Source organism: Pseudomonas typographi (genome assembly GCF_014694385.1).
In the GTDB taxonomy this organism is placed as follows: domain Bacteria; phylum Pseudomonadota; class Gammaproteobacteria; order Pseudomonadales; family Pseudomonadaceae; genus Aquipseudomonas; species Aquipseudomonas typographi.
Window position 1 is genome coordinate 43,433 of record NZ_JAAOCA010000011.1, and the last position, 19,689, is coordinate 63,121.

Below are 19,689 nucleotides of genomic sequence, written 5' to 3' on the forward strand. Positions count from 1 at the left end.
TGCTCTGTTTCCCTGCCAATAAGTACGCAACCGCCGATTGTTGATAACGTCCTTTACTTGTTGAATATTACCCAGGTGACTGCCATGGCTGAAAACTTGTCTTCCGCGACCCAAAACTTTGCAAGTTTCGCCAATGGCGGCGTCGACCCCCGTACCGGGCTGTACAGCTTCACCCTGAACATTCCCATGGCACCGGCCAATGCGCTAGCCGGCCCCGACTTCGACCTGGCCTTGAGCTTCAACCCGCTGGGCGGGGATGACTGGGGCTACGGCCAGGGCTGGTCACCCAGCCTTAGCCGGCTGGAGCGCACAGCGCCGCGCACCCTGGCGTTGAGTACCGGCGAGCACTTTCCGACGGGGGGGCAGGAGGGCGAACCCCAAGTGTTGCAGCGCAAGCTGCAATCGTTCCGGCTGTTCCGTGACAGCAGCAACCAAGCGCGGGTGGTGCACCGCAGCGGGCGGATCGAGCATTTGAACTATCCAGGCTTTGGCGACCACTTGGTGCCCACGTTCATCGAAGGCCCCGATGGGCGTTGGATCGCCCTGGGGTACGTTAACGATGCCGGCCGCCCGCGCCTGGAAGGCATTACCGACGAAGCCGGCAACGAATTGCTACGCATCGTAAAAAGCGGCAACGACTTGTTGCTGTACCCAGCCAGCGAAGAAGACGATTTCTATTACAAGATGACCTTCCAAAGCGGGCGCCTGCAAACCCTGGCACTGCCGGCCAGCATCGGTGGCCAATGGTCGTTCGGCTACTACGGCAACGACGATTACCCCTCCATCAACAAGGTAACCCAACCGCTGGGGGCGGTGGAGCAAATGCTCTACCACGAGGTGCACAAGGTGCCTGGTGGCCGCCCTGACTTACCGCGGGTCACCCAGTACACATTACACCCCGGTGGGGAGGCGCAGGCGGTGCAACAAACGTTTCGCTACAGCACTGGCGAGCATAATTTTCTCGGCTACAACCAAATCAGCACGTGGCCGCAGGACGGCACCGACCCCTTGTATGCGGTGCGCAGCAACTATGAATACGGCGCGACCATGACACAGACGCACGGTGCGATCACCCGCCGCATCGAACGCACCTATAACCGCTTTCACCTGCAGTTGAACGAAGTCACCACCCAAGGCAATTGCCAGTTCACCCGCACCACCCATTACGGCGACCTGGCCGGAAAAAACTTCGACGAATTGCCCCACACCTTTCAAATGCCGGCCGGCGTCACCAGCACCTGGTACGACAGCAGCACCCAAGAAAAGCGCGAAGAAACCACCCACGCCAGCTACGACGAACACGGCAACCTGATCAGCCAGATCGAAGCCAGCGGCATCCAGACCGACTTCACCTACTATGCGGCCACCGGGGAGGACGGCTGCCCGCCAGACCCTTGGGGCTTTGTGCGGCACATGAAGACCAGCACGCGCCTGCCGGCACCCGCAGACCCCAGCCAGGGCATCGAGGGGGGTGGCACGGTGCAGGTGACCGCCTATCGTTACACCACCCTGCCCTTGCCAGCGCCGGCGAGCCCGGGCCTGACCCGGCAGGTGCCGGGCAGCCAGGCGGCCAGCCACTATGTGCTGGTGGAACAGGTCACCACCCAGGCCTTGGCCAAGGCCGAGGACACCACGCCGCTGGACAGCCAGACCGTGACCTTCGAGTATTACCAGAACCCAGCCGACCCCCTGAGTTTTGGCCGGTTGAAAACCCGTACGGCCAATTACCAGGGCCATACCAGCAGCCAAAGCAATGCCTATGAGCCGCTGCCCGGCAAGCCTGAATTTGGCATGATGCTGGCGGGGCGCAGTGAGCTGGCCGCCAGGTTCAACACCGTGGTGACCCAAACCAACAGCGACGGCACCGGCAGCCAAACCGCCGTGGAGCAGTCGTTGCGCACCGGCCAGACGCTGCGCAGCGTCGATGCCCTCAACGTAGAAACCGCTTCGCGCTACGACGGCCTGGGCCGCCTGCTGAGCTTAGCGGTGGCCCCTGGCAGCGACATCGAGGCTGAGCGCACGTTCGCCTACCGAGGCCACAGCCAGGAACAAGGCTTGGCCGAGCAGTACGAAACCAGCGCCGCGGGGGTGGCCCGCGGGGCCAAAGTGGATGGCCTGGGCCGCCCGGTAGAGCGCTACCAAGGCGACGGCGGCCTTACGGCAGCGGCCCCTGCCCTGGTGTGGCAAGGGCGTTACAACCCCTTTGGGCAACTGGCGGAAGAAACCGCCTACGACGACTGCGGTGCCGACGGCACTTGGGCCGCCTTGACCACCCGCCACGAATACGACGACTGGGGCCAATTGCGCGCCAGCATTGGCGCCGATGGGGTGTGCCAGGTAAACCAGACCAGCCCGTTCGGCGGTGCCGGCCCGGTTAGCCGAAGTAAGCGGGAGTACACCGATGCGCAGGCCAAGGTGCACACCGATGGCCTACGCGAAACCCGCTACAACGGCCTTGGCCAAGCCTGGGAGACCACCGCGTACGATGCGGCCGGCAGCGCCGCTGAACGGGTGCGTTACTACTACGATGGCTTTGGCACGCTGCTGCGCGAAGAACACTGGTACGCCACCTGGACCGAGAACGGCCCCGGCCAGGAAACCCGGACCACCGCCTACCAGTACGATGCCTGGGGGCGCCTGGTGCTCACCACCTTGCCCAACGGCGACCTGGTGGGCCAGGGCTACGCCGAACACAGCCCGCAGGGCCTGCTGGAGCAATTGAGCTACGGCCGCCGCGCGGACGCCCTCACGCCCCTGGCCAACCGCCGCTTCGACCAATTGGCGCGGGTAACCGAGGCCCACCAAGGCGGGCGCACCGCCCGCTGGGCCTATGACGGCGCCAGCCCCTCACCCAGGCAAGTGACGCTGGCCGATGGCAGCACCGTGGATTACACCTACCGCCCGGCGCTGACCGCCGAACCGCTGAGCGTGAGCAGCGCGGGCGAGGGCTATGCCTTTACTTACAACGCCCTGACCGGGCGCCTGGAGCAAGCCCGTGCGCACAATGGCACGGCTACTATCGGCGGTATCGACTGCGAATACCAGTACAACCCTTTGGGCCAACTGACCTCGGAAAAACGCCAAGGCGGTGCTTACGAAACAGCCTACGCCCATAGCGTGCAAGGCCGCCGCTTGAGCCGCGACGACAGCGGCGTGGGCGCTTGTACCTGGCGTTACGATGCCAGTGGCCGGGCGCAGCAAACCCACACCGGCCAAGCGACTGCGACCTTGGGCTACGACCTGCTCGGCAACCTTCGCGAATGGCAGTGCGCGGGGGTCAAAACCACGCTCAGCTTCGACAACCTCGGCCGCGAAACCGAGCGCCGCCTGGTGCGCCAGGCCGATGGCGAACCATTGCAGCGGTACACCCTGCACTGGCATGGCAACGGTACCCTGGCCGGCCGCGACACCTATGCCGGTAGCGCCAGCACGCCGGTGCTCACCGAGCGCTTTGGCTACGACCAACGCAACCGCCTGAGCCGGCACGACTGCACTGGCGATGCCGCCTGGCTGCCGCGAGATCGCTTTGGCGCCGCCTACACCCAGCAAGTGTTCGCGCTCGATGCGCTGGACAACGTTACCCGCCTGCTGACCCGCCAGGCAGACGGCGCCATCTGTACCAGCGTATTCACCTATGCCGCCAGCGACGCTTGCCAGCTGGCCAGCGTTCTGCACACTTGGACCGATAAGCGTACCCTCACCGAGGCGTTCGAATACGACACCCAAGGGCGAATGACTGGGCGCAGCAGCGGCAACGAGCAGACAACCCTGGAATATGACACCCTGGGTCGCTTGCTGGCCCTGACCACAGCGGCCGGGCGCAGCGCCTACCACTACGACCCTCACGGCACGCTGTGCGCCGTGGAGCATAACGGCCAACGCCAAGAGCGCTTCTACGAAGGCTACGCGGTAGACCATACGCGCAGCGGCGCTACCGTGCAGCGCTACCTGCGCACTGCCGGCACCCCGGTGGCGCTCATCGATGGCGCAGGCCAAGCCAAGGCCCTGCTCGCCGACAGCACCGGCAGCGTGACGGGCGAATGGGAACAAAACCTGCTCAGCCGCGCCGTCTACAGTGCCTACGGCAGCCAGCATACGGCCGAAGGCCAGGCCAGCCACGGCTTGGGTTTCAATGGCGAGTTGCGCGAAGCCGCGCAAGACGCCTACCTGCTCGGCCGCGGCTATCGGTTATACGACCCGGGGCTTATGTGCTACAACGCTCCCGACAGCGAAAGCCCGTTCGGGGCAGGTGGCCTGAACCCCTACCGTTACGCCCAAGGCAACCCGATCATGCTGCACGACCCCAGCGGCCATGCGCCGATGCCGATCTGGAACGCCAGCAACCTGCCCTACTACATGGAGCCGGAGAAACAACAGGGGCAAGGCGGCGGCTGGCTCGGTTCGATCTTCAAGGCCATTGGCTGGGGCTTCATCGCCTGGGAAGCCTGGAGTTTGGTGCAGATCGTGGTGGGTGTGGTCACCGCCCCGGTCGGTGGCGCCATGCTGGCCATGGCTGGCGCCGCCGCCCTCACCGCGGCGTCGCTGGGCACCGGCATCGCCTCGATGATCGACCCGGATAACAGCGCGTTGCTGTTCGCCGGGATCGGTTTGGGGGTGGCGTCCGGGGTGTTGGCCGGCAAGGCGGCGGGCATGGCGGCAAGGGCGGGGGGCAAGGAAATGGTGAGCACGGCGGATGTGGGCGTACAAACAGCCGAGGGTGCGGGGGCCCTTAGCCGGCGCAGCAGCACCTCGTCACTGAGGCTCTTGCCCATATCGGATGATGAAATGGACATTTTCGGTCGCGCCCGCAGTAATTGGTCATTTAGGGGCCGTGGTGTAGAGGCAGGCAGCCAAACATCTCCGAGGGGCTCACTCTCGCCTCTGAGTGCCGGAGATGAGATACTGATGGCGAGACTGGACGAGCTAATGGACGAGCGAATTGCCAGTAGTGCCGCCCAGCCTCCGGTAACCATCCCTGCAACGCCTTCAACAATCGATGAGAGCATAACAACGGGAACGGACATCGCGACGCCGTCACCTAGCGAGAAGCCGTTAGCTAACAAGAAGTCGCCACCTCCGCCGAAGGGCATCCTGTATATGGATATCGCCGCCCGGGACGCCAATAATAACATCAACCACAGGACTAACGTCATTTTAACCGCAGCCGCAGCCAGTCCTGCACTACTAGTGCGCAGGTGATGACTTTTCATTGCCTTTAATACGAAGCGTATGGACTGGAAGGAGCAAAGAGAAATAGGCAAGGAAGCCCGGAGATTGGGTGGCAACCCCACCAGCCACACCCCGGCACACGACGGCACCGCTGCGGCTGCTCCCTTCCGGGCCTGACCGGGTTCACGGTTGGTCATTGCGAGGGGACCGGCGGGGTCACCATAACGCATGCTCACCGGGTTGCCCGGCGAGCGGGGGCCATTGTACAGCCTTGGCCGCTGGATACAACCGGCGCCTTGAAAAAAACAAAGCGGGTCAGGGCGTTAACGTATCCGGCCAGGTGCGGGGGAGGCTGCGGCCTCGGCGATTTCGAGGATGTCGTCAGCTTTGCCCCCGGCTTGCTGCACCACCAGGTGGATGAAATGCAACTTGGCGATCACCGCCGGGGGCAGCACGAACGGATAGAAGTCTGGCTGGCCCATGGCGCGCGAGAGTTCGTTGAGCATACCTGCCAGCTCGATCCAAGCATTGACGAAGGCGAGGAACGACGGCGCACTGTCGTGCTCCGGGTCATACAGGGCCTGAAGCGGCAACGGCGGATAGGCAAGGCCGCCAGTGTGCCCTGCCATGCCGAAGCCCAGGGCGGTTTCAACGGCGTCCATCATGTGCAAATAATGTGCCCAGGTTTCAGCCCAGTCTTCCCATGGGTGCATGGTCGCGTAGGCGCTGACGTATCCCTGCTGCCAGTCAGGCGGGGCGCCTTGCTGATAATAGCGCTGCATCGCGTTAGCGTAACGGCTTTGCTCGTCACCAAACAGCGCGCGGAAAGGTTGGAGCCAGGGGGTGCCGGCAACCAATCGGTCCCAGTAGTAGTGGCCGACCTCATGGCGAAAGTGCCCGAGTAAGGTGCGATAGGGCTCCCCCATGGTTTTGCGCACCCTTTCCCGGTGGGCGCCATCGGCCTCCTTGATATCCAGCGTTATCAGCCCAGCGGCGTGTCCCGTAGTGGGGGCCGTACCGTTTAGGTCGGTACCCACAAAATCGAATGCCAGGCCTTTGGCTTCATCGTCCACTTTGGCCACCACGGGCAAGCCGAGATTGAGCAACTGCGCGACCAACCGACGTTTGGCGATTTCGACCTTGCGCCAGTATTCGTGGTTTTCCGGTAACGACAAGTCTGGAATGGTCCGGTTCAAGCGGCAGGCACGGCACAACGGGTTAGGGTCGCTGGCAGGAACCAGCCAGTTACAGGCGGCGGGAGTATCGAGGTTGGCGCACCGACGATATGCACCCGCAGCGGGTAGCGCATCACAGTGTAAATGAGTGTCGGGCTGCCTCTCGGCGAGGCTGGAAACAATGTTTTCGCCCGGCAGATAACCCAAGGCAGCACCACACCCTAAGCACCGGCTGTTGACGAAAAACACGGCTAGGCCACAACGGCAACGCCAGCGCTTGTCCAGATTGGCGGATCCCGCCCGCACAGCAGATAACCGATTGGAAAAGCGACCGAAAGATCCTGCCACAGCTCATGACTCCACTGAGAACTCAGGCGATAGAGTAACCCGCGCGCAGACAGTTCAGCATTTCCGGCACATGGCATCGATAACGGCAATGGATGCTTGTACACCCCTTAAGGTTGCCAGGTACACGGCGAGGCGGTTCATGGTTAGCCTAGATGCTTGATAGTTATCATAGCGCCAGGCGGAGGAATTAATTGTGAACTTCTTAAAATGGATCATGCGCAGGCCTATCGTAGGCGTTTGCGTTTGGATGGCGTGCTTGGGAATGCCGAGCAGTTATGCCGTAACACCCAAAACTAACGTGAACACGACTGCCAGCACCACCGGGGTAGTTCACCTTTATAATGACGAGAACAACGATTGCCCACTCCTCGCAGAAGGCGAAGGCCAATCTGCCTTCAACCGCGCATGTGATTATCAGCCGAACACCGTACTGGTGGAAAAGATACCATCGCAAAGTACTCTACTACTGACGGAGGACGACTGCACGGAGTCGACAACTAAATCGAAATGGTGGGTAAAACTTCAAGCTACAGCGCGTGAAACCAGTACAGAAAAGCTGTCGTTACAAGCCATTCTGCAAAAAGCAGGTTCCTGGACCGCCGACCCGTCAAGCGATCGTTACGTAGCACCGTACTTGAAAATCATCGGGGCAGGGTTGAAGGATATCACATCACCTAAGACGCATTGCGCCTTGCTGCAGCTTCCAGCCACCACCGCCACCGGCTGGCTGCGCACAGTTCCGCGACCGTGGCAACCCAGGAGCGTTGATCAAAACGCTCAATGCGGGGACGGCGCGCTGATCGCGCTATATAGCAAACGGGCGGGAGAATTCGAGTATCAATGCGCAGATCTTCAAGATTTCGCCAATAAACCTTTCAAGGCTTCTGCCACCACCACCGTTTCAATGGATGTGAAAGACACTCCAAAATCATGCCCAGCGGGGCAAATCGTAACAGGGCTTCACCTCGCAAATTCGTATGGCGGCGAGTTTTTCGAAGGTGCGACGCTGACGTGTGCCTCCTTCCGAAACACGACGGCTACCACTACATTAGCGGTGAGCGGTAGTCAGGAGCAAAACCGCTGGGTCAAAAACGATGGTCACAATAGCATCTGCGAGCGGCCCGGCTTGCCAGGCCCTGTATATTTTCTGTCATCACCCAATCGGTTTTTGACTGGCCTCGACCTAGTTGCCGAGGAAACACAATGGTTCTGCTCTCAGGTAACACCATCCACGGGTCAATAATGGGCTAACTGCGCCACCCACTGACCTTCGTCAAGTACGCGCACCCCCAACTGCTGCGCCTTGACCAGCTTGCTCCCCGCCCCCGGCCCCGCCACCACGGTGTGGGTCTTGGCGGAGACGGAGCCGGCGACCTTGGCGCCCAGGGCTTCGAGTTTCGCTTTGGCTTCTTCGCGGGTCATGCTTTCGAGGGTGCCGGTGAGCACCCAGGTTTGCCCCGCCAGGGGCAAGCCCTCGGCCTCGCGTCGGGTGCTGGCCCAGTGCATGCCGAAGTCGCGCAGTTGTTGTTCCACCGCCAGCGCTTCGGTGCGCCGTGGCTCATCGTCGAAGTACTCGCGCACCGCCTGGGCGGCGCGTTCGGCCACGGCCTGGCGCAGGTCGAGCCAATCGGCAGCGGCAAGCTTTTCCAGCGAGCCGAACCGCTCGGCCAATTTTTGCGCGGCACCCGGCCCCACGTAGGGGATGCCCAGCTTCGCAACCAAGCCTTCGAAGGTGGTCGCCGCGGCGAATTCGGCGTGCAGTTCACCCTCGCCTTGCGGCTGTACGCCACGCGCCAGCAGTTGGGTGATCACCGTGCGGTTGTGTGCTTCTTCGAAGAAGTGGCCAATTTCGTAAGCCACCTCCTGGCCGATGTCGGGCAGGTAGGTGAGCACCAGCGGCCGGGCCGCCATGATCCGTTGCAAGTTACCCAATGAGCGGGCGAGCACCTTGGCGGTTTCCTCGCCCACTTCAGGGATGCCCAGGGCAAAGATAAAACGCGCCAGGGTCGGTTGCCGGCTGGCATCGATGGCGTTGATCAGGTTGCGGCTGGAGACTTCAGCGAAGCCCTCCAAGGCCAGCACTTGCTCCTGGGTGAGGGTGTACAGGTCCGCCGGCGAGCGCACCAGGCCGGTGTCGACCAGTTGCTCGACGATTTTGTCACCCAGCCCGTCCACATCCATGGCCCGGCGCGACACAAAATGGATAATCGCCTGCTTGAGCTGGGCGGCGCAGGCGAGCCGGCCGACGCAGCGGTACACCGCGCCTTCGATCACGGTCTGCTTGCCCTTGCTGCGCTTGATCAATTGCGTGCGCTCTACCTCCGAGCCGCATACCGGGCACTGCCTGGGCACCTCGACCGGGCGCGCATCGGCCGGGCGGCGTTCGGTCACCACCTGCATGACCTGCGGAATCACATCGCCGGCGCGGCGGATGATCACCGTGTCGCCGATCATCACCCCCAGGCGCGCGACCTCGTCCATGTTGTGCAGGGTGGCGTTGGCCACGGTCACGCCAGCCACCTTCACCGGCTTCAGCCGGGCGACTGGGGTCACGGCGCCGGTGCGGCCGACCTGGAATTCCACGCCGAGCAGTTCGGTGAGTTCTTCGCTGGCGGGGAATTTATGGGCAATGGCCCAACGCGGTTCCCGCGCGCGAAAGCCCAGCTCGCGCTGGGCTGCGATGGCGTTGACCTTGAACACCACGCCGTCGATTTCGTAGGCCAGCGCCTGGCGCCGGGCACCGATGGCTTGGTAGTACGCCTGGCATTGCTCGATGCTGGTGGCGATTTGCAGCTCGCGGCTAATGGGCAGGCCCCACTGCTGCAATTGCTTGAGGTTGCCAATGTGGGTATCGGCGATGTCATGGCTGACTTGGCCGATGCCGTAACAGCAAAATTCCAGCGGGCGGCTGGCGGTGATTTTCGAATCGAGCTGGCGCAGGCTGCCGGCGGCGGCATTGCGCGGGTTGGCGAAGGTTTTGCCGCCGGCTTCGGCCTGGGCGGCGTTGAGCCGCTCGAAACCGGCTTTGCTCATGTACACCTCGCCGCGCACTTCGAGGGTGGCGGGCCAGCCGCTGCCCTTGAGCTTGAGCGGCACGTTGCGGATGGTGCGCACGTTGGTGCTGATGTCTTCGCCGGTGCTGCCATCGCCGCGGGTGGCGCCACGCACCAATTGCCCTTGCTGATACAACAGGCTCACCGCCAGGCCATCGAGTTTGGGCTCGCAGCTGTATTCCACGGTGGTTTGCTCCAGGCCCTCGCGCACGCGCCGGTCGAAGTCGAGCAAGTCTTGCGCTTCGAAGGCGTTGCCCAGGCTGAGCATGGGGATTTCATGGCGCACCGTGGCAAACGCGCTCAACGCCGTACCGCCGACCCGCTGGGTCGGCGAATCCGCGGTCACCCACTGCGGGTTGGCCTCTTCCAGCGCCTTGAGCTCACGGAACAGGCGGTCGTATTCAGCGTCGGGCACGCTCGGTTCGTCGAGCACGTAGTAGCGGTAGTTGTGCTCGTCCAAGGCATGGCGCAGTTCGAGGATGCGGGTTTCGGCGGTGTTCATGGGCGACCGGCGCGGTTGCGAATGGGAATGTGGCGTGGGCCCTGGGCGGGGCGGCCTCCCCGCCCAGGGCCCATAACCTTCAGCGTTTGTGGGTCAACGCCCGGCGTTCGAATTCCACGATGCGCTGGCGGTAGTGCTCGATGGTTTGCGCGGTGAGCACGCTGCGCTGGTCGTCCTTGAGCTCGCCGTCCAGCTCGTGGGCGAGCTTACGGGCGGCGGCGACCATCACGTCAAAGGCCTGTTTGGGATGGCGCGGGCCGGGCAGGCCGAGGAAAAAGCTCACGGCGCGGGTGCTGAAGTGGTCGATGTCGTCCAGGTCGAACACCCCGGGCCGAATGGCATTGGCCATGGAAAACAGGACCTCGCCATTACCCGCCATGCTTTCGTGGCGGTGGAAGATGTCCATTTCGCCGAAGCGTAGGCCGCTTTCCAATATGTTCTGCAACAGCGCCGGGCCCTTGAACCCGGCGTCGCTGCGCGATACCACGTTGATCACCAGCACCTCGTCGGGCTCGGCGAGAAAACCCGGCTCGCCGCCGTGGGCCGGTCGCTCTTCGTCGGGGAAGTCGGTGTGGTGTTCCCGGTCCCGGTCCCGGGCGCTCAAACGCGGCTCGTCCACCGCCAGGTCAAGGTCGCCCTGGCGCGGCTTCACGGCTTCGGCCGCTTTGCGTGCGCGTTTGCCTTCTTTGGGTTCGCGTACCGGGGCGCTCATCGACGGCAGGTCGTCTTCGTCAAGCTCCGGCTCTTGTTGTGCGTCGAGCACCCGCGGCGGGCCCAGCACTTCTGCCGTGCTTTCTTCATCGGGAAGGTTGCTGTAGTTGCGGTCTAGCCGGAACTTGAGCTTGCCCTTGCCACCGCGCATGCGGCGCCAGCCATCGAACAGAATACCGGCGATCACGATAACGCCGATGACGATCAGCCATTCACGCAGACCGATTTCCATGTACCCGAGCCTCAATCTGAAAGTTTGACGATAACCAGGGCATAAACCCCTTTAAATCGTGGCGCCAAGCCGCTGACTTGGCTGGCGTTTTCCCACGCATTACACACTATGAACATTAAACTACCACGACCCACGGCAACTTTACACCGCCAGTCGCCTGCACCTTGCATTTGTTGCTGTGTCGGCCGCAACCGCTTAGCTCTCGACCATGGCCATCGCCGCTTCCACGTCCACCGCCACCAGCCGCGAACAACCTGGTTCGTGCATGGTCACACCCATCAATTGGTCGGCCATTTCCATGGCGATTTTGTTGTGGGTGATGTAAATGAACTGCACGGTCTGCGACATCTCCTTGACCAGCCGGGCGTAGCGCCCGACGTTAGCGTCGTCCAGCGGTGCATCCACTTCGTCGAGCATGCAGAACGGCGCGGGGTTGAGCTGGAAAATGGAAAACACCAGGGCCAAGGCGGTCAGGGCTTTTTCGCCACCGGACAACAAATGAATGGTGCTGTTCTTCTTGCCCGGTGGCCGGGCCATGATCGTTACCCCAGTATCGAGTAGATCTTCGCCCGTCAGTTCCAAATAAGCGGAACCGCCGCCGAAAACTTTCGGAAAAAGTGCCTGTAAACCGCCGTTGACCTTGTCGAAGGTGTCTTTGAAACGGTTGCGGGTTTCCTTGTCGATTTTGCGAATCACGTTTTCCAGGGTATCCAGCGCCTCGACCAGGTCTGCATCCTGGGCATCGAGGTAGCGCTTGCGCTCGGACTGCTGTTGGTATTCGTCGATGGCCGCCAGGTTGATGGCGCCCAGCCGCTGGATGCGCGCGTCGACCCGCTCCAGCTGTTGCTCGGCACCCTGCTCGCTGGCCTCGGGCGCTAGGGTATCGAGCACCCCGTGCAGGTCGTAGCCATCGGCGCGCAATTGGTCTTGTAAGGCGGTGCGGCGCACGCTCAGCGCTTGCCATTCCATGCGGTATTGTTCCAATTGGCCACGCAACAACTGCGCCTGTTGCTCAGCCTGGCTACGGCGCTTTTCCGCTTCACGCAGTTCCCGGTCGGCGTCTTCCATGGCGGCACGGGCGCTGCGCAATTCGTCGTCCACGGCCAGGCGCTGTTCGAGCAGCGCTTCAAGCTTCAGGCGCAGTTCTTCGAGCGGTGCGTCGCCCTCTTCAAGGTTCAGCGCCAGTTGTTCCTGGCGCTCAAGCAGCCGTGCCGCTTGCAGTTGCAGGCGCTCCAAGGCCTGGCCGGTAGAGGCATGCTGGGCCCGCAGCGAGCCCAGGCGCAGCGCCAACTGGTGGGCTTTATCCTGCGCCAGGCGCGCGGCCTGGCGTACCTGTTCGAGCCGCTCACGCACCCGGTCGCGTTCAGCCATCAGTTGTTCACGTTGTTCGGTGTCTTCGCCCATGGTGTCGAGCGCGGCCTGCAGCAGCAGGCGCGATTCGCCGATGGCTTCGGTTTCCACGGCGCGCTGTTCGGCCAACTCAGCCAGTTCTTCATCGAGGCGGCGCTGGCGCAAGGTCAATTGCTCGGCGCGGGCTTGGCCGGCCGAGAGCTGAGCCTTGAGCTCGCCCTGCTGGCGGCCAGCGCCCTGCAATTGCCGGTGCAATTGTTCGCGTGCCCGCTCTTGCTCGGCCTGGGCATGGCGCAGGGTATCCAGGCGCTGGTCCAGTTCGGCCAACGCCTGCAGGCCCTGCGCCCGGCGCGCCTGCAACGCTTCGATCTCCTGGGCCCGGGCGAGTACCCCGCCCTGCGCCTCGTTGCCCCGGCTTACCCGCAAAAAGTGCCGGCCCACCCAGTAACCCTCACGGGTGGCCAGGCTATGCCCTTCGGGCAAATGCGCACGTTGCGCCAGGGCCTGCTCCAGGCTGTCGGCCGGGTGCACCGTGGCCAGCCATGGGCTGAGGTCCACCGGGCTTTGGACCTTCGCCAACAGGCAGCCGGCATCCACCGTGGTGGGTACCGCCGCTTGGGCGCTGTGTAGGCGCAGTTGGCCCTGTTCGAAACGTGCGTAATCCAATGCGGCCAGGTCATCGACCAGCACGGCTTGCAGGTCGGCCCCCAGCACCGCCTCGACTGCCTGCTCCCAGCCGGCGTCTACCTTGAGCCCCTGCGCCAGCCGTGGGCGTTGCGCCAAGCCCTGGCCCGCGAGCCATTCGGCGGTGCCGCTGCCGGGCTCCAACGCCGCCTGCTGCAATGCTTCCAGCGAGGCCAGGCGGCCTTCCAGGCGCTGCAATTCGCCTTGCGCCTGTTGCTGTGCGGCGCTCACCGTTTGCCACTGCTGGCGGGTATTTTCAAGTTGCCCGGCCTGTGCTTCGTCTTCGCCGTGCAGGGCCTGCAGTTGCAGCTCACATTCGGCCAATTGTTCGGCCCATTCGAAAATAGCCGCCGCTTGCGGGTCGGCCGCCAGTTGGGCGCGCTCCTCACCCAGGCGGCGCTGGCGCTCGGCCAGCCGTTCCAGGCCCTGCTCCAATTGCGCGATGCGCGCCTGCTGCACCTCGGCCTGGCGGCGTGGCTCGGCGGAGCGGGTATTGAACTGGTCCCAGCGCTCCTGCCAGGCGCGTTGGGCGGCTTCGGCGTGTTCCAGTGCGGCGGCGCCCTCTTCGGCGGCGGCCGCGGCCAATTCGTGTTCAGGTTCGAGCATCGCCAGCTCTTCACCGAGGGTGGCCAGCAAGGTGTGGTCGTGGCCCAGGTGCGATTCGGTTTCCTGGCGGGCACGCTCGGCCTCTTTGAGGTCGTCGTGCAATTGGCGCAGGCGCTGCTGGCCATGCTGGATGCTTTGCTCGACGCGGGCGATGTCACCGCCCACCGAATAGAACCGCGCCTGCACCTGATTGAAGCGTTCGGAAAGCTCATGGTGGCCGTCGCGAAGCCGTTCGATGCTGGCGTCGGCGCTGCGCTGGTCAGCCACCAATGCCTCGAAGCTGACTTCCTGGTCGCCAATCACGCCTTCACGCTGCGCCACCTGTTCGTTCAGCGCGCGCCAGCGCAAGGCAGCCAGTTGCGCCTTGAGCTGGCGTTCCTCGGCCTTGTACTGTTGGTATTGCTCTGCCGCCTGGGCCTGGCGATGCAGGCGTTCAAGCTGGCGCTCGAGCTCTTGGCGCAGGTCGGTCAGGCGCTCGAGGTTCTCGAAGGTGCGGCGGATGCGGTTTTCGGTTTCGCGCCGGCGCTCCTTGTACTTGGAAATGCCCGCGGCTTCTTCGATGAAGTTGCGCAGCTCTTCGGGCCGGGCTTCGATCAGCTTGCTGATCATGCCCTGCTCGATGATCGAATAGCTGCGCGCGCCCAAGCCCGTACCGAGGAAGATATCGGTGATGTCGCGCCGGCGGCACTTGGTGCCATTGAGGTAGTAGGCGTTTTGCCCGTCGCGGGTTACCTTGCGGCGGATGGAGATTTCGGCGTAGGCGGCGTATTCGCCCACCAGGGTGGTTTCGCTGTTATCGAAGATCAGCTCGATGCTGGCTTGGCTCACCGGTTTGCGGCTGGTCGAGCCGTTGAAGATCACGTCGGTCATCGACTCGCCGCGCAGGTTCTTCGCCGAGCTTTCACCCATCACCCAGCGCACGGCGTCGATGATGTTCGATTTGCCGCAGCCATTGGGGCCCACCACCGCCGCCATGTTGCTGGGGAAGTTGACCGTGGTGGGGTCGACGAACGACTTGAAGCCGGCCAGGCGAATGCATTTAAGGCGCACGGTCAGGCGGCCTCCAGTGCCGCCAGCACCTGCTCGCAGCTACGCTGGCCATAGGCGGTGAGCACTTGGCGGATGCCGGCGAAGTGGCGCGCGCGCACCGCTTCGAGCAAGCGCGTGAATAACAGCAGGTATTCGTTCATCGACGCCTTGCGTTGTTCGAGCGCCAGGCAATACTGGCGGCTCATGGCCGGTTGCAGGTTCTCGACGGTTTCCTGCAAATAAGGGTTGTTGGCGAACGGGTAAGCGGCACGCATCACATTGAAGCTGTCGTCGACGAAGGCGTTGATGTCCTGCCGTTCCCGGGCAGTTTCCAGGCGCGTTTGCAACATCAGGAACGGTGCCAGGTCTTCGGCGTTCTGCCAACGCTCGGCCACGGCGTTGCCCAACAGGATGTACAGCTCGGCCATCAAGGTGCACAAGCTCTGCACATGGTGCGCCGTGATGTGCGAAACCTGGGCACCGCGGCGCGGCAAAATCACCACCAGGTGGCGCCGCTCCAGTATCAGCAGCGCCTCGCGCACCGAGCCGCGGCTCACGGCCAGGGCCTGGGTAACTTTTTGTTCCTGAATGCGTTCGCCGGGGCGCAGTTCGGCGCGGATAATCCGTTCGGCCAAGTGCTGGGCGATTTGTTCGGCGAGGCTGTCGTTAGCCTTGAACGTCATGATGGTCCTTGCGCATCGGAGGGTTGGCCAGCGGCGATTGTATAGCAATTGCAGGGCAAAATAGCAGGCACGGCTGGCACGGATTAAGCACGTAAGCCCTGTGAGGTGGGGCCTGCTACCGATGCTGACTACAAGGTCAGAAAACATTTGACCGAAAAGTCAGCTATCAATACATTCACCGCCATTGGTGCGTGCCTCATGCATTCGGGCAAGCAATGGCAACGCAGCCCGGCAGCACACGGCTGCAGCCAACGGCTGAAGCACCCTACCCGCCCCATAACAAACCCGCCCGCGAGAGGCACGCACCGTGATCCAGTTTCTCCTTAACCAGCAACTGTGCACCGAAGATAAGCTGGACCCGAACCTGACGGTTTTGCAATACCTGCGCCAGCGTGGCCGTACCGGTACCAAGGAAGGCTGCGCCAGCGGTGACTGTGGCGCCTGCACCGTGGTGGTGGGTGAACTGAGCCAGGGGCCTGGCGGCCAACCGAGCCTGCGCTACCGCAGCGTCAATGCTTGCCTCACCTTCGTCGCCTCGCTGCATGGCAAGCAACTGCTCAGCGTCGAAGACCTCAAGCACCAGGGCCACCTGCACAGCGTGCAACGCGCCATGGCCGATTGCCACGGCTCGCAGTGCGGCTTTTGCACGCCCGGTTTCGTGATGTCGCTGTTCGCTTTGCAAAAAAACGCCAGCGAACCGTGCCGCCAGCGCGCCGAAGAAGCCTTGGCCGGCAACTTGTGCCGCTGCACGGGCTACCGGCCGATCCTCGCCGCCGCCGAACAGGCCCTGAGCGCCCCGGCCGTGGACCGCTTCGATGCGCTCAAGGCCGACACCATGCTGCGCTTGCAGAACATCGCCGCGCAGGGCAGCGCATCGCTGCAGCGCGACGGCACAGCTTGCCTGTTGCCCACGCGCCTCGATGAACTGGCCGCGCAGTACCTTGCCGAGCCCAGCGCACGGCTGTTGGCCGGCGGTACCGACCTGGCCCTGGAAGTGACCCAGGCGCACCGCGCGGTACCGCGAATGATCTACCTCGGCAATGTGGCCGAGCTCAAGGGCGTTACCACCTTCGACGACCGCCTGGAAATCGGCGCGGCCACGGCGCTGACCGACTGCTACCCGGTGCTGGCGGCCGAGTACCCGGACTTCGGCCACCTGCTGCAACGCTTTGCCGCGTTGCAAATCCGCAACCAGGGCACCTTGGGCGGCAATATAGCCAATGCTTCACCGATCGGTGACTCGCCGCCCTTGCTGATCGCCCTGGGCGCGAGCCTGATACTGCGCCAGGGCACACGCCAGCGCAGTATGGCCTTGGAAGACTTCTTCATCGATTACCGCGCCACCGCCCGCGAGCCGGGGGAGTTCATCGAGAAGGTGATCGTACCGCGGGCGACCGCCGGCCAGGCGTTTCGCGCCTATAAGGTGTCCAAGCGCTTGGACGATGACATTTCAGCGGTGTGCGCGGCGATCAACCTGTGGCTCGACAATGGCGTGGTGCGCCAGGCACGGGTGGCATTCGGCGGCATGGCGGCGACCCCCAAACGCGCGTATGCGGCCGAGGCGGCGCTGGCTGGCAAGGTGTTCAACGCCGCCACCGTGGAGGCCGCCTGTGCGGCGTTGGCCGGGGCATTCACACCGCTGTCGGACTTTCGCGCCAGCCGCGAGTATCGCCTGCACGCCGCACAGAACCTGCTGCGGCGCTGCCACATCGAGCTGACCCAGCCCAAGGTTGCCACGCGGGTGACCGACTATGTCTAAGCACGCCGAACACCACAGCGCCGAACAAATGGCCGAGCTATTCCGCCAGGGTATCCACACCGGCGTGGGCAAGCCGATCAAGCATGAAAGCGCTGATAAGCATGTGGCGGGCGAGGCGCAGTACATCGACGACCGCCTCGAATTCCCTAACCAACTGCATGTGTACGCACGGTTGTCAGACCGCGCCCACGCCCGCATCCTGCGTATCGACACCGCGCCGTGTTATGGTTTCCCTGGCGTGCGTATCGCCATTACCCATGAAGACATCCCCGGCCTTAAAGACATCGGCCCGCTGCTGCCGGGTGACCCGCTGCTGGCCATCGACACCGTCGAGTACGTGGGCCAGCCGGTGCTGGCGGTGGCCGCCGGTGACATGGCCACGGCGCGCCAAGCGGCGCTGGCGGCCATCGTCGAGTACGAAGACCTCGAACCGGTACTGGACGTGGTCCAGGCGCTGCGCAAACGCCATTTCGTGCTCGAAAGCCATACCCACCAGCGCGGCGATTCGGCCACGGCCCTGGCCACCGCCCCACACCGCTTGCAGGGCACGCTGCACATCGGCGGGCAAGAGCACTTTTACCTCGAAACGCAAATTGCCTCGGTGATGCCCACCGAAGACGGCGGCATGCTGGTGTACAGTTCCACGCAAAACCCCACCGAAGTGCAAAAGCTGGTGGCCGAGGTGCTGGGCGTGCCGATGAACCACGTGGCGGTCGACATGCGCCGCATGGGCGGCGGCTTCGGCGGCAAGGAGACCCAAGCGGCCAGCCCCGCCTGCCTGTGCGCGGTGGTGGCCAGGCTCACCGGCCAGCCCACCAAGATGCGCCTGCAGCGGGTCGAAGACATGCTCACCACCGGCAAGCGCCACCCGTTCTACGTTGAATATGACGTCGGCTTCGACGCCAGCGGCCGCTTGCATGGCATCGCCTTGGAGCTGGCCGGCAACTGCGGCTGCTCGCCAGATTTATCCGCCTCGATCGTCGACCGTGCCATGTTCCATGCCGACAATGCCTATTACTTGGGCGACGCTACCATCAACGGCCACCGCTGCAAGACCCACACGGCCTCCAACACGGCCTACCGGGGCTTCGGCGGCCCGCAGGGGATGGTCGCCATCGAAGAGGTGATGGACCGCATCGCCCGCCACCTGCAGCTAGACCCACTGGCCGTGCGCAAGGCCAATTACTACGGCAAGGATGAGCGCAACGTGACCCACTACTACCAGACCGTGGAGCACAACCTCATCGCCGAGATGACCGAGCAACTGGAAGCCAGCGCGCAGTACGCCCAGCGCCGCGAAGCCATCCGCCACTTCAATGCCCACAGCCCGGTGCTGAAAAAAGGCCTGGCGCTGACCCCGGTGAAGTTTGGCATCTCGTTTACCGCCAGCTTTCTCAACCAGGCGGGCGCGCTGGTGCACCTGTATACCGACGGCAGCATCCACCTGAACCACGGCGGCACCGAAATGGGCCAAGGGCTGAACACCAAGGTGGCGCAGGTGGTGGCCGAGGTATTCCAAGTAGAGGTCAGCCGCATCAAGATCACCGCCACCCACACCGAGAAAGTGCCCAACACCTCGCCAACAGCCGCCTCCAGCGGTGCCGACCTCAACGGCAAGGCCGCGCAGAACGCCGCCGAAACGATCAAACAGCGGTTGGTGGAATTCGCCACCCGGCATTGGAACGTCAGCCCCGAGGATGTCGAGTTTCGTGGGGGCCAGGTGCGCGTGCGGGAACAGTTGGTAAGCTTCGACACCTTGGTGCAACTGGCGTATTTCAACCAGGTGTCGCTGTCGAGCACCGGTTTCTACAAAACCCCGAAGATCTACTACGATCGCGCCCAGGCGCGCGGCAGGCCGTTCTATTACTTTGCCTTTGGCGCGGCCTGCAGCGAGGTGATCATCGACACCCTCACCGGCGAGTACAAGCTGCTGCGCACCGATATCCTGCATGATGTGGGCGACTCGCTGAACCCGGCGATCGACATCGGCCAAGTCGAGGGCGGCTTTGCGCAAGGCATGGGCTGGCTCACCACCGAAGAGCTGGTGTGGAATGCCCAGGGCAAGCTGGTGACCAATGGCCCGGCCAGCTACAAGATCCCGGCGGTGGCCGACATGCCGGCGGATTTTCGCGTGCAGTTGGTAGAAAACCGCAAGAACCCCGAACACACCGTGTTCCATTCCAAAGCCGTGGGTGAGCCGCCGTTCATGCTCGGCATCAGCGTGTGGTGTGCCCTCAAGGACGCGGTGGCGAGCCTGGCCGGCTACCGCGTGCAGCCGAACATCGACGCCCCGGCCACCCCCGAACGGGTGTTCTGGGGCTGCGAGCAGATGCGTGCCGTGGTTCGCCAGCCCCACGCTGACACCGCGCCGTTGCCGGAGGTTTGAGC

At 63.5% G+C, this 19,689-nt stretch carries 9 protein-coding genes and 1 other RNA gene; 4 read left to right on the forward strand and 6 right to left on the reverse strand.

Features of this window, described 5'->3' with window-relative positions; translation table 11 throughout:
- Positions 1–84 precede the first annotated feature (84 nt).
- Positions 85–5,199 (forward strand): RHS repeat-associated core domain-containing protein, encoded by a 5,115-nt coding sequence (locus tag HAQ05_RS10445; protein ID WP_190420144.1) that lies wholly within the window; start codon positions 85–87, stop codon positions 5,197–5,199.
- A gap of 86 nt (positions 5,200–5,285) precedes the next feature.
- Here HAQ05_RS10445 and ffs read toward each other — a convergent pair.
- Positions 5,286–5,382, reverse strand: an RNA gene (gene ffs / locus HAQ05_RS10450) — signal recognition particle sRNA small type.
- A gap of 110 nt (positions 5,383–5,492) precedes the next feature.
- Entirely contained in the window at positions 5,493–6,692 is a 1,200-nt protein-coding gene (locus tag HAQ05_RS10455; RefSeq protein WP_190420146.1) for a putative zinc-binding metallopeptidase, read from the reverse strand.
- A 262-nt stretch (positions 6,693–6,954) separates the two neighbouring features.
- On the opposite strand from HAQ05_RS10455, the gene HAQ05_RS10460 reads away from it, so the two are divergent.
- Entirely contained in the window at positions 6,955–7,935 is a 981-nt protein-coding gene (locus tag HAQ05_RS10460; RefSeq protein WP_190420148.1) for a hypothetical protein, read from the forward strand.
- On the opposite strand, the gene ligA is transcribed toward HAQ05_RS10460, so the two are convergent.
- The 4 genes from ligA to HAQ05_RS10480 all read right to left on the reverse strand — a co-directional run bounded on the left by ligA (position 7,929) and on the right by HAQ05_RS10480 (position 15,542).
- A complete protein-coding gene (gene ligA, locus HAQ05_RS10465) occupies positions 7,929–10,247 on the reverse strand; it encodes an NAD-dependent DNA ligase LigA (RefSeq protein WP_190420150.1) in 2,319 nt (772 codons plus the stop codon). The genes HAQ05_RS10460 and ligA overlap by 7 nt on opposite strands.
- Positions 10,248–10,326: 79 nt before the next feature.
- Positions 10,327–11,190 (reverse strand): cell division protein ZipA, encoded by an 864-nt coding sequence (zipA, locus tag HAQ05_RS10470; RefSeq protein WP_190420152.1) that lies wholly within the window; start codon positions 11,188–11,190, stop codon positions 10,327–10,329.
- A gap of 195 nt (positions 11,191–11,385) precedes the next feature.
- Positions 11,386–14,880 carry a chromosome segregation protein SMC gene (gene smc, locus HAQ05_RS10475; protein WP_190420154.1) on the reverse strand — a complete coding sequence of 1,165 codons (3,495 nt, stop codon included), beginning with the start codon at positions 14,878–14,880 and terminating at the stop codon, positions 11,386–11,388.
- A gap of 2 nt (positions 14,881–14,882) precedes the next feature.
- Positions 14,883–15,542 carry a GntR family transcriptional regulator gene (locus HAQ05_RS10480; RefSeq protein ID WP_190420156.1) on the reverse strand — a complete coding sequence of 220 codons (660 nt, stop codon included), beginning with the start codon at positions 15,540–15,542 and terminating at the stop codon, positions 14,883–14,885.
- Positions 15,543–15,849: 307 nt separating this feature from the next.
- Here HAQ05_RS10480 and xdhA point away from each other — a divergent pair, with 307 nt between their 5' ends.
- On the forward strand, positions 15,850–17,301 hold the full coding sequence (gene xdhA, locus HAQ05_RS10485) for a xanthine dehydrogenase small subunit (protein ID WP_190420158.1): 1,452 nt from the start codon (positions 15,850–15,852) through the stop codon (positions 17,299–17,301).
- On the forward strand, positions 17,294–19,687 hold the full coding sequence (gene xdhB / locus HAQ05_RS10490; protein WP_190420159.1) for a xanthine dehydrogenase molybdopterin binding subunit: 2,394 nt from the start codon (positions 17,294–17,296) through the stop codon (positions 19,685–19,687). Before xdhA ends, xdhB begins: the two co-directional genes overlap by 8 nt.
- Positions 19,688–19,689: the final 2 nt, after the last annotated feature.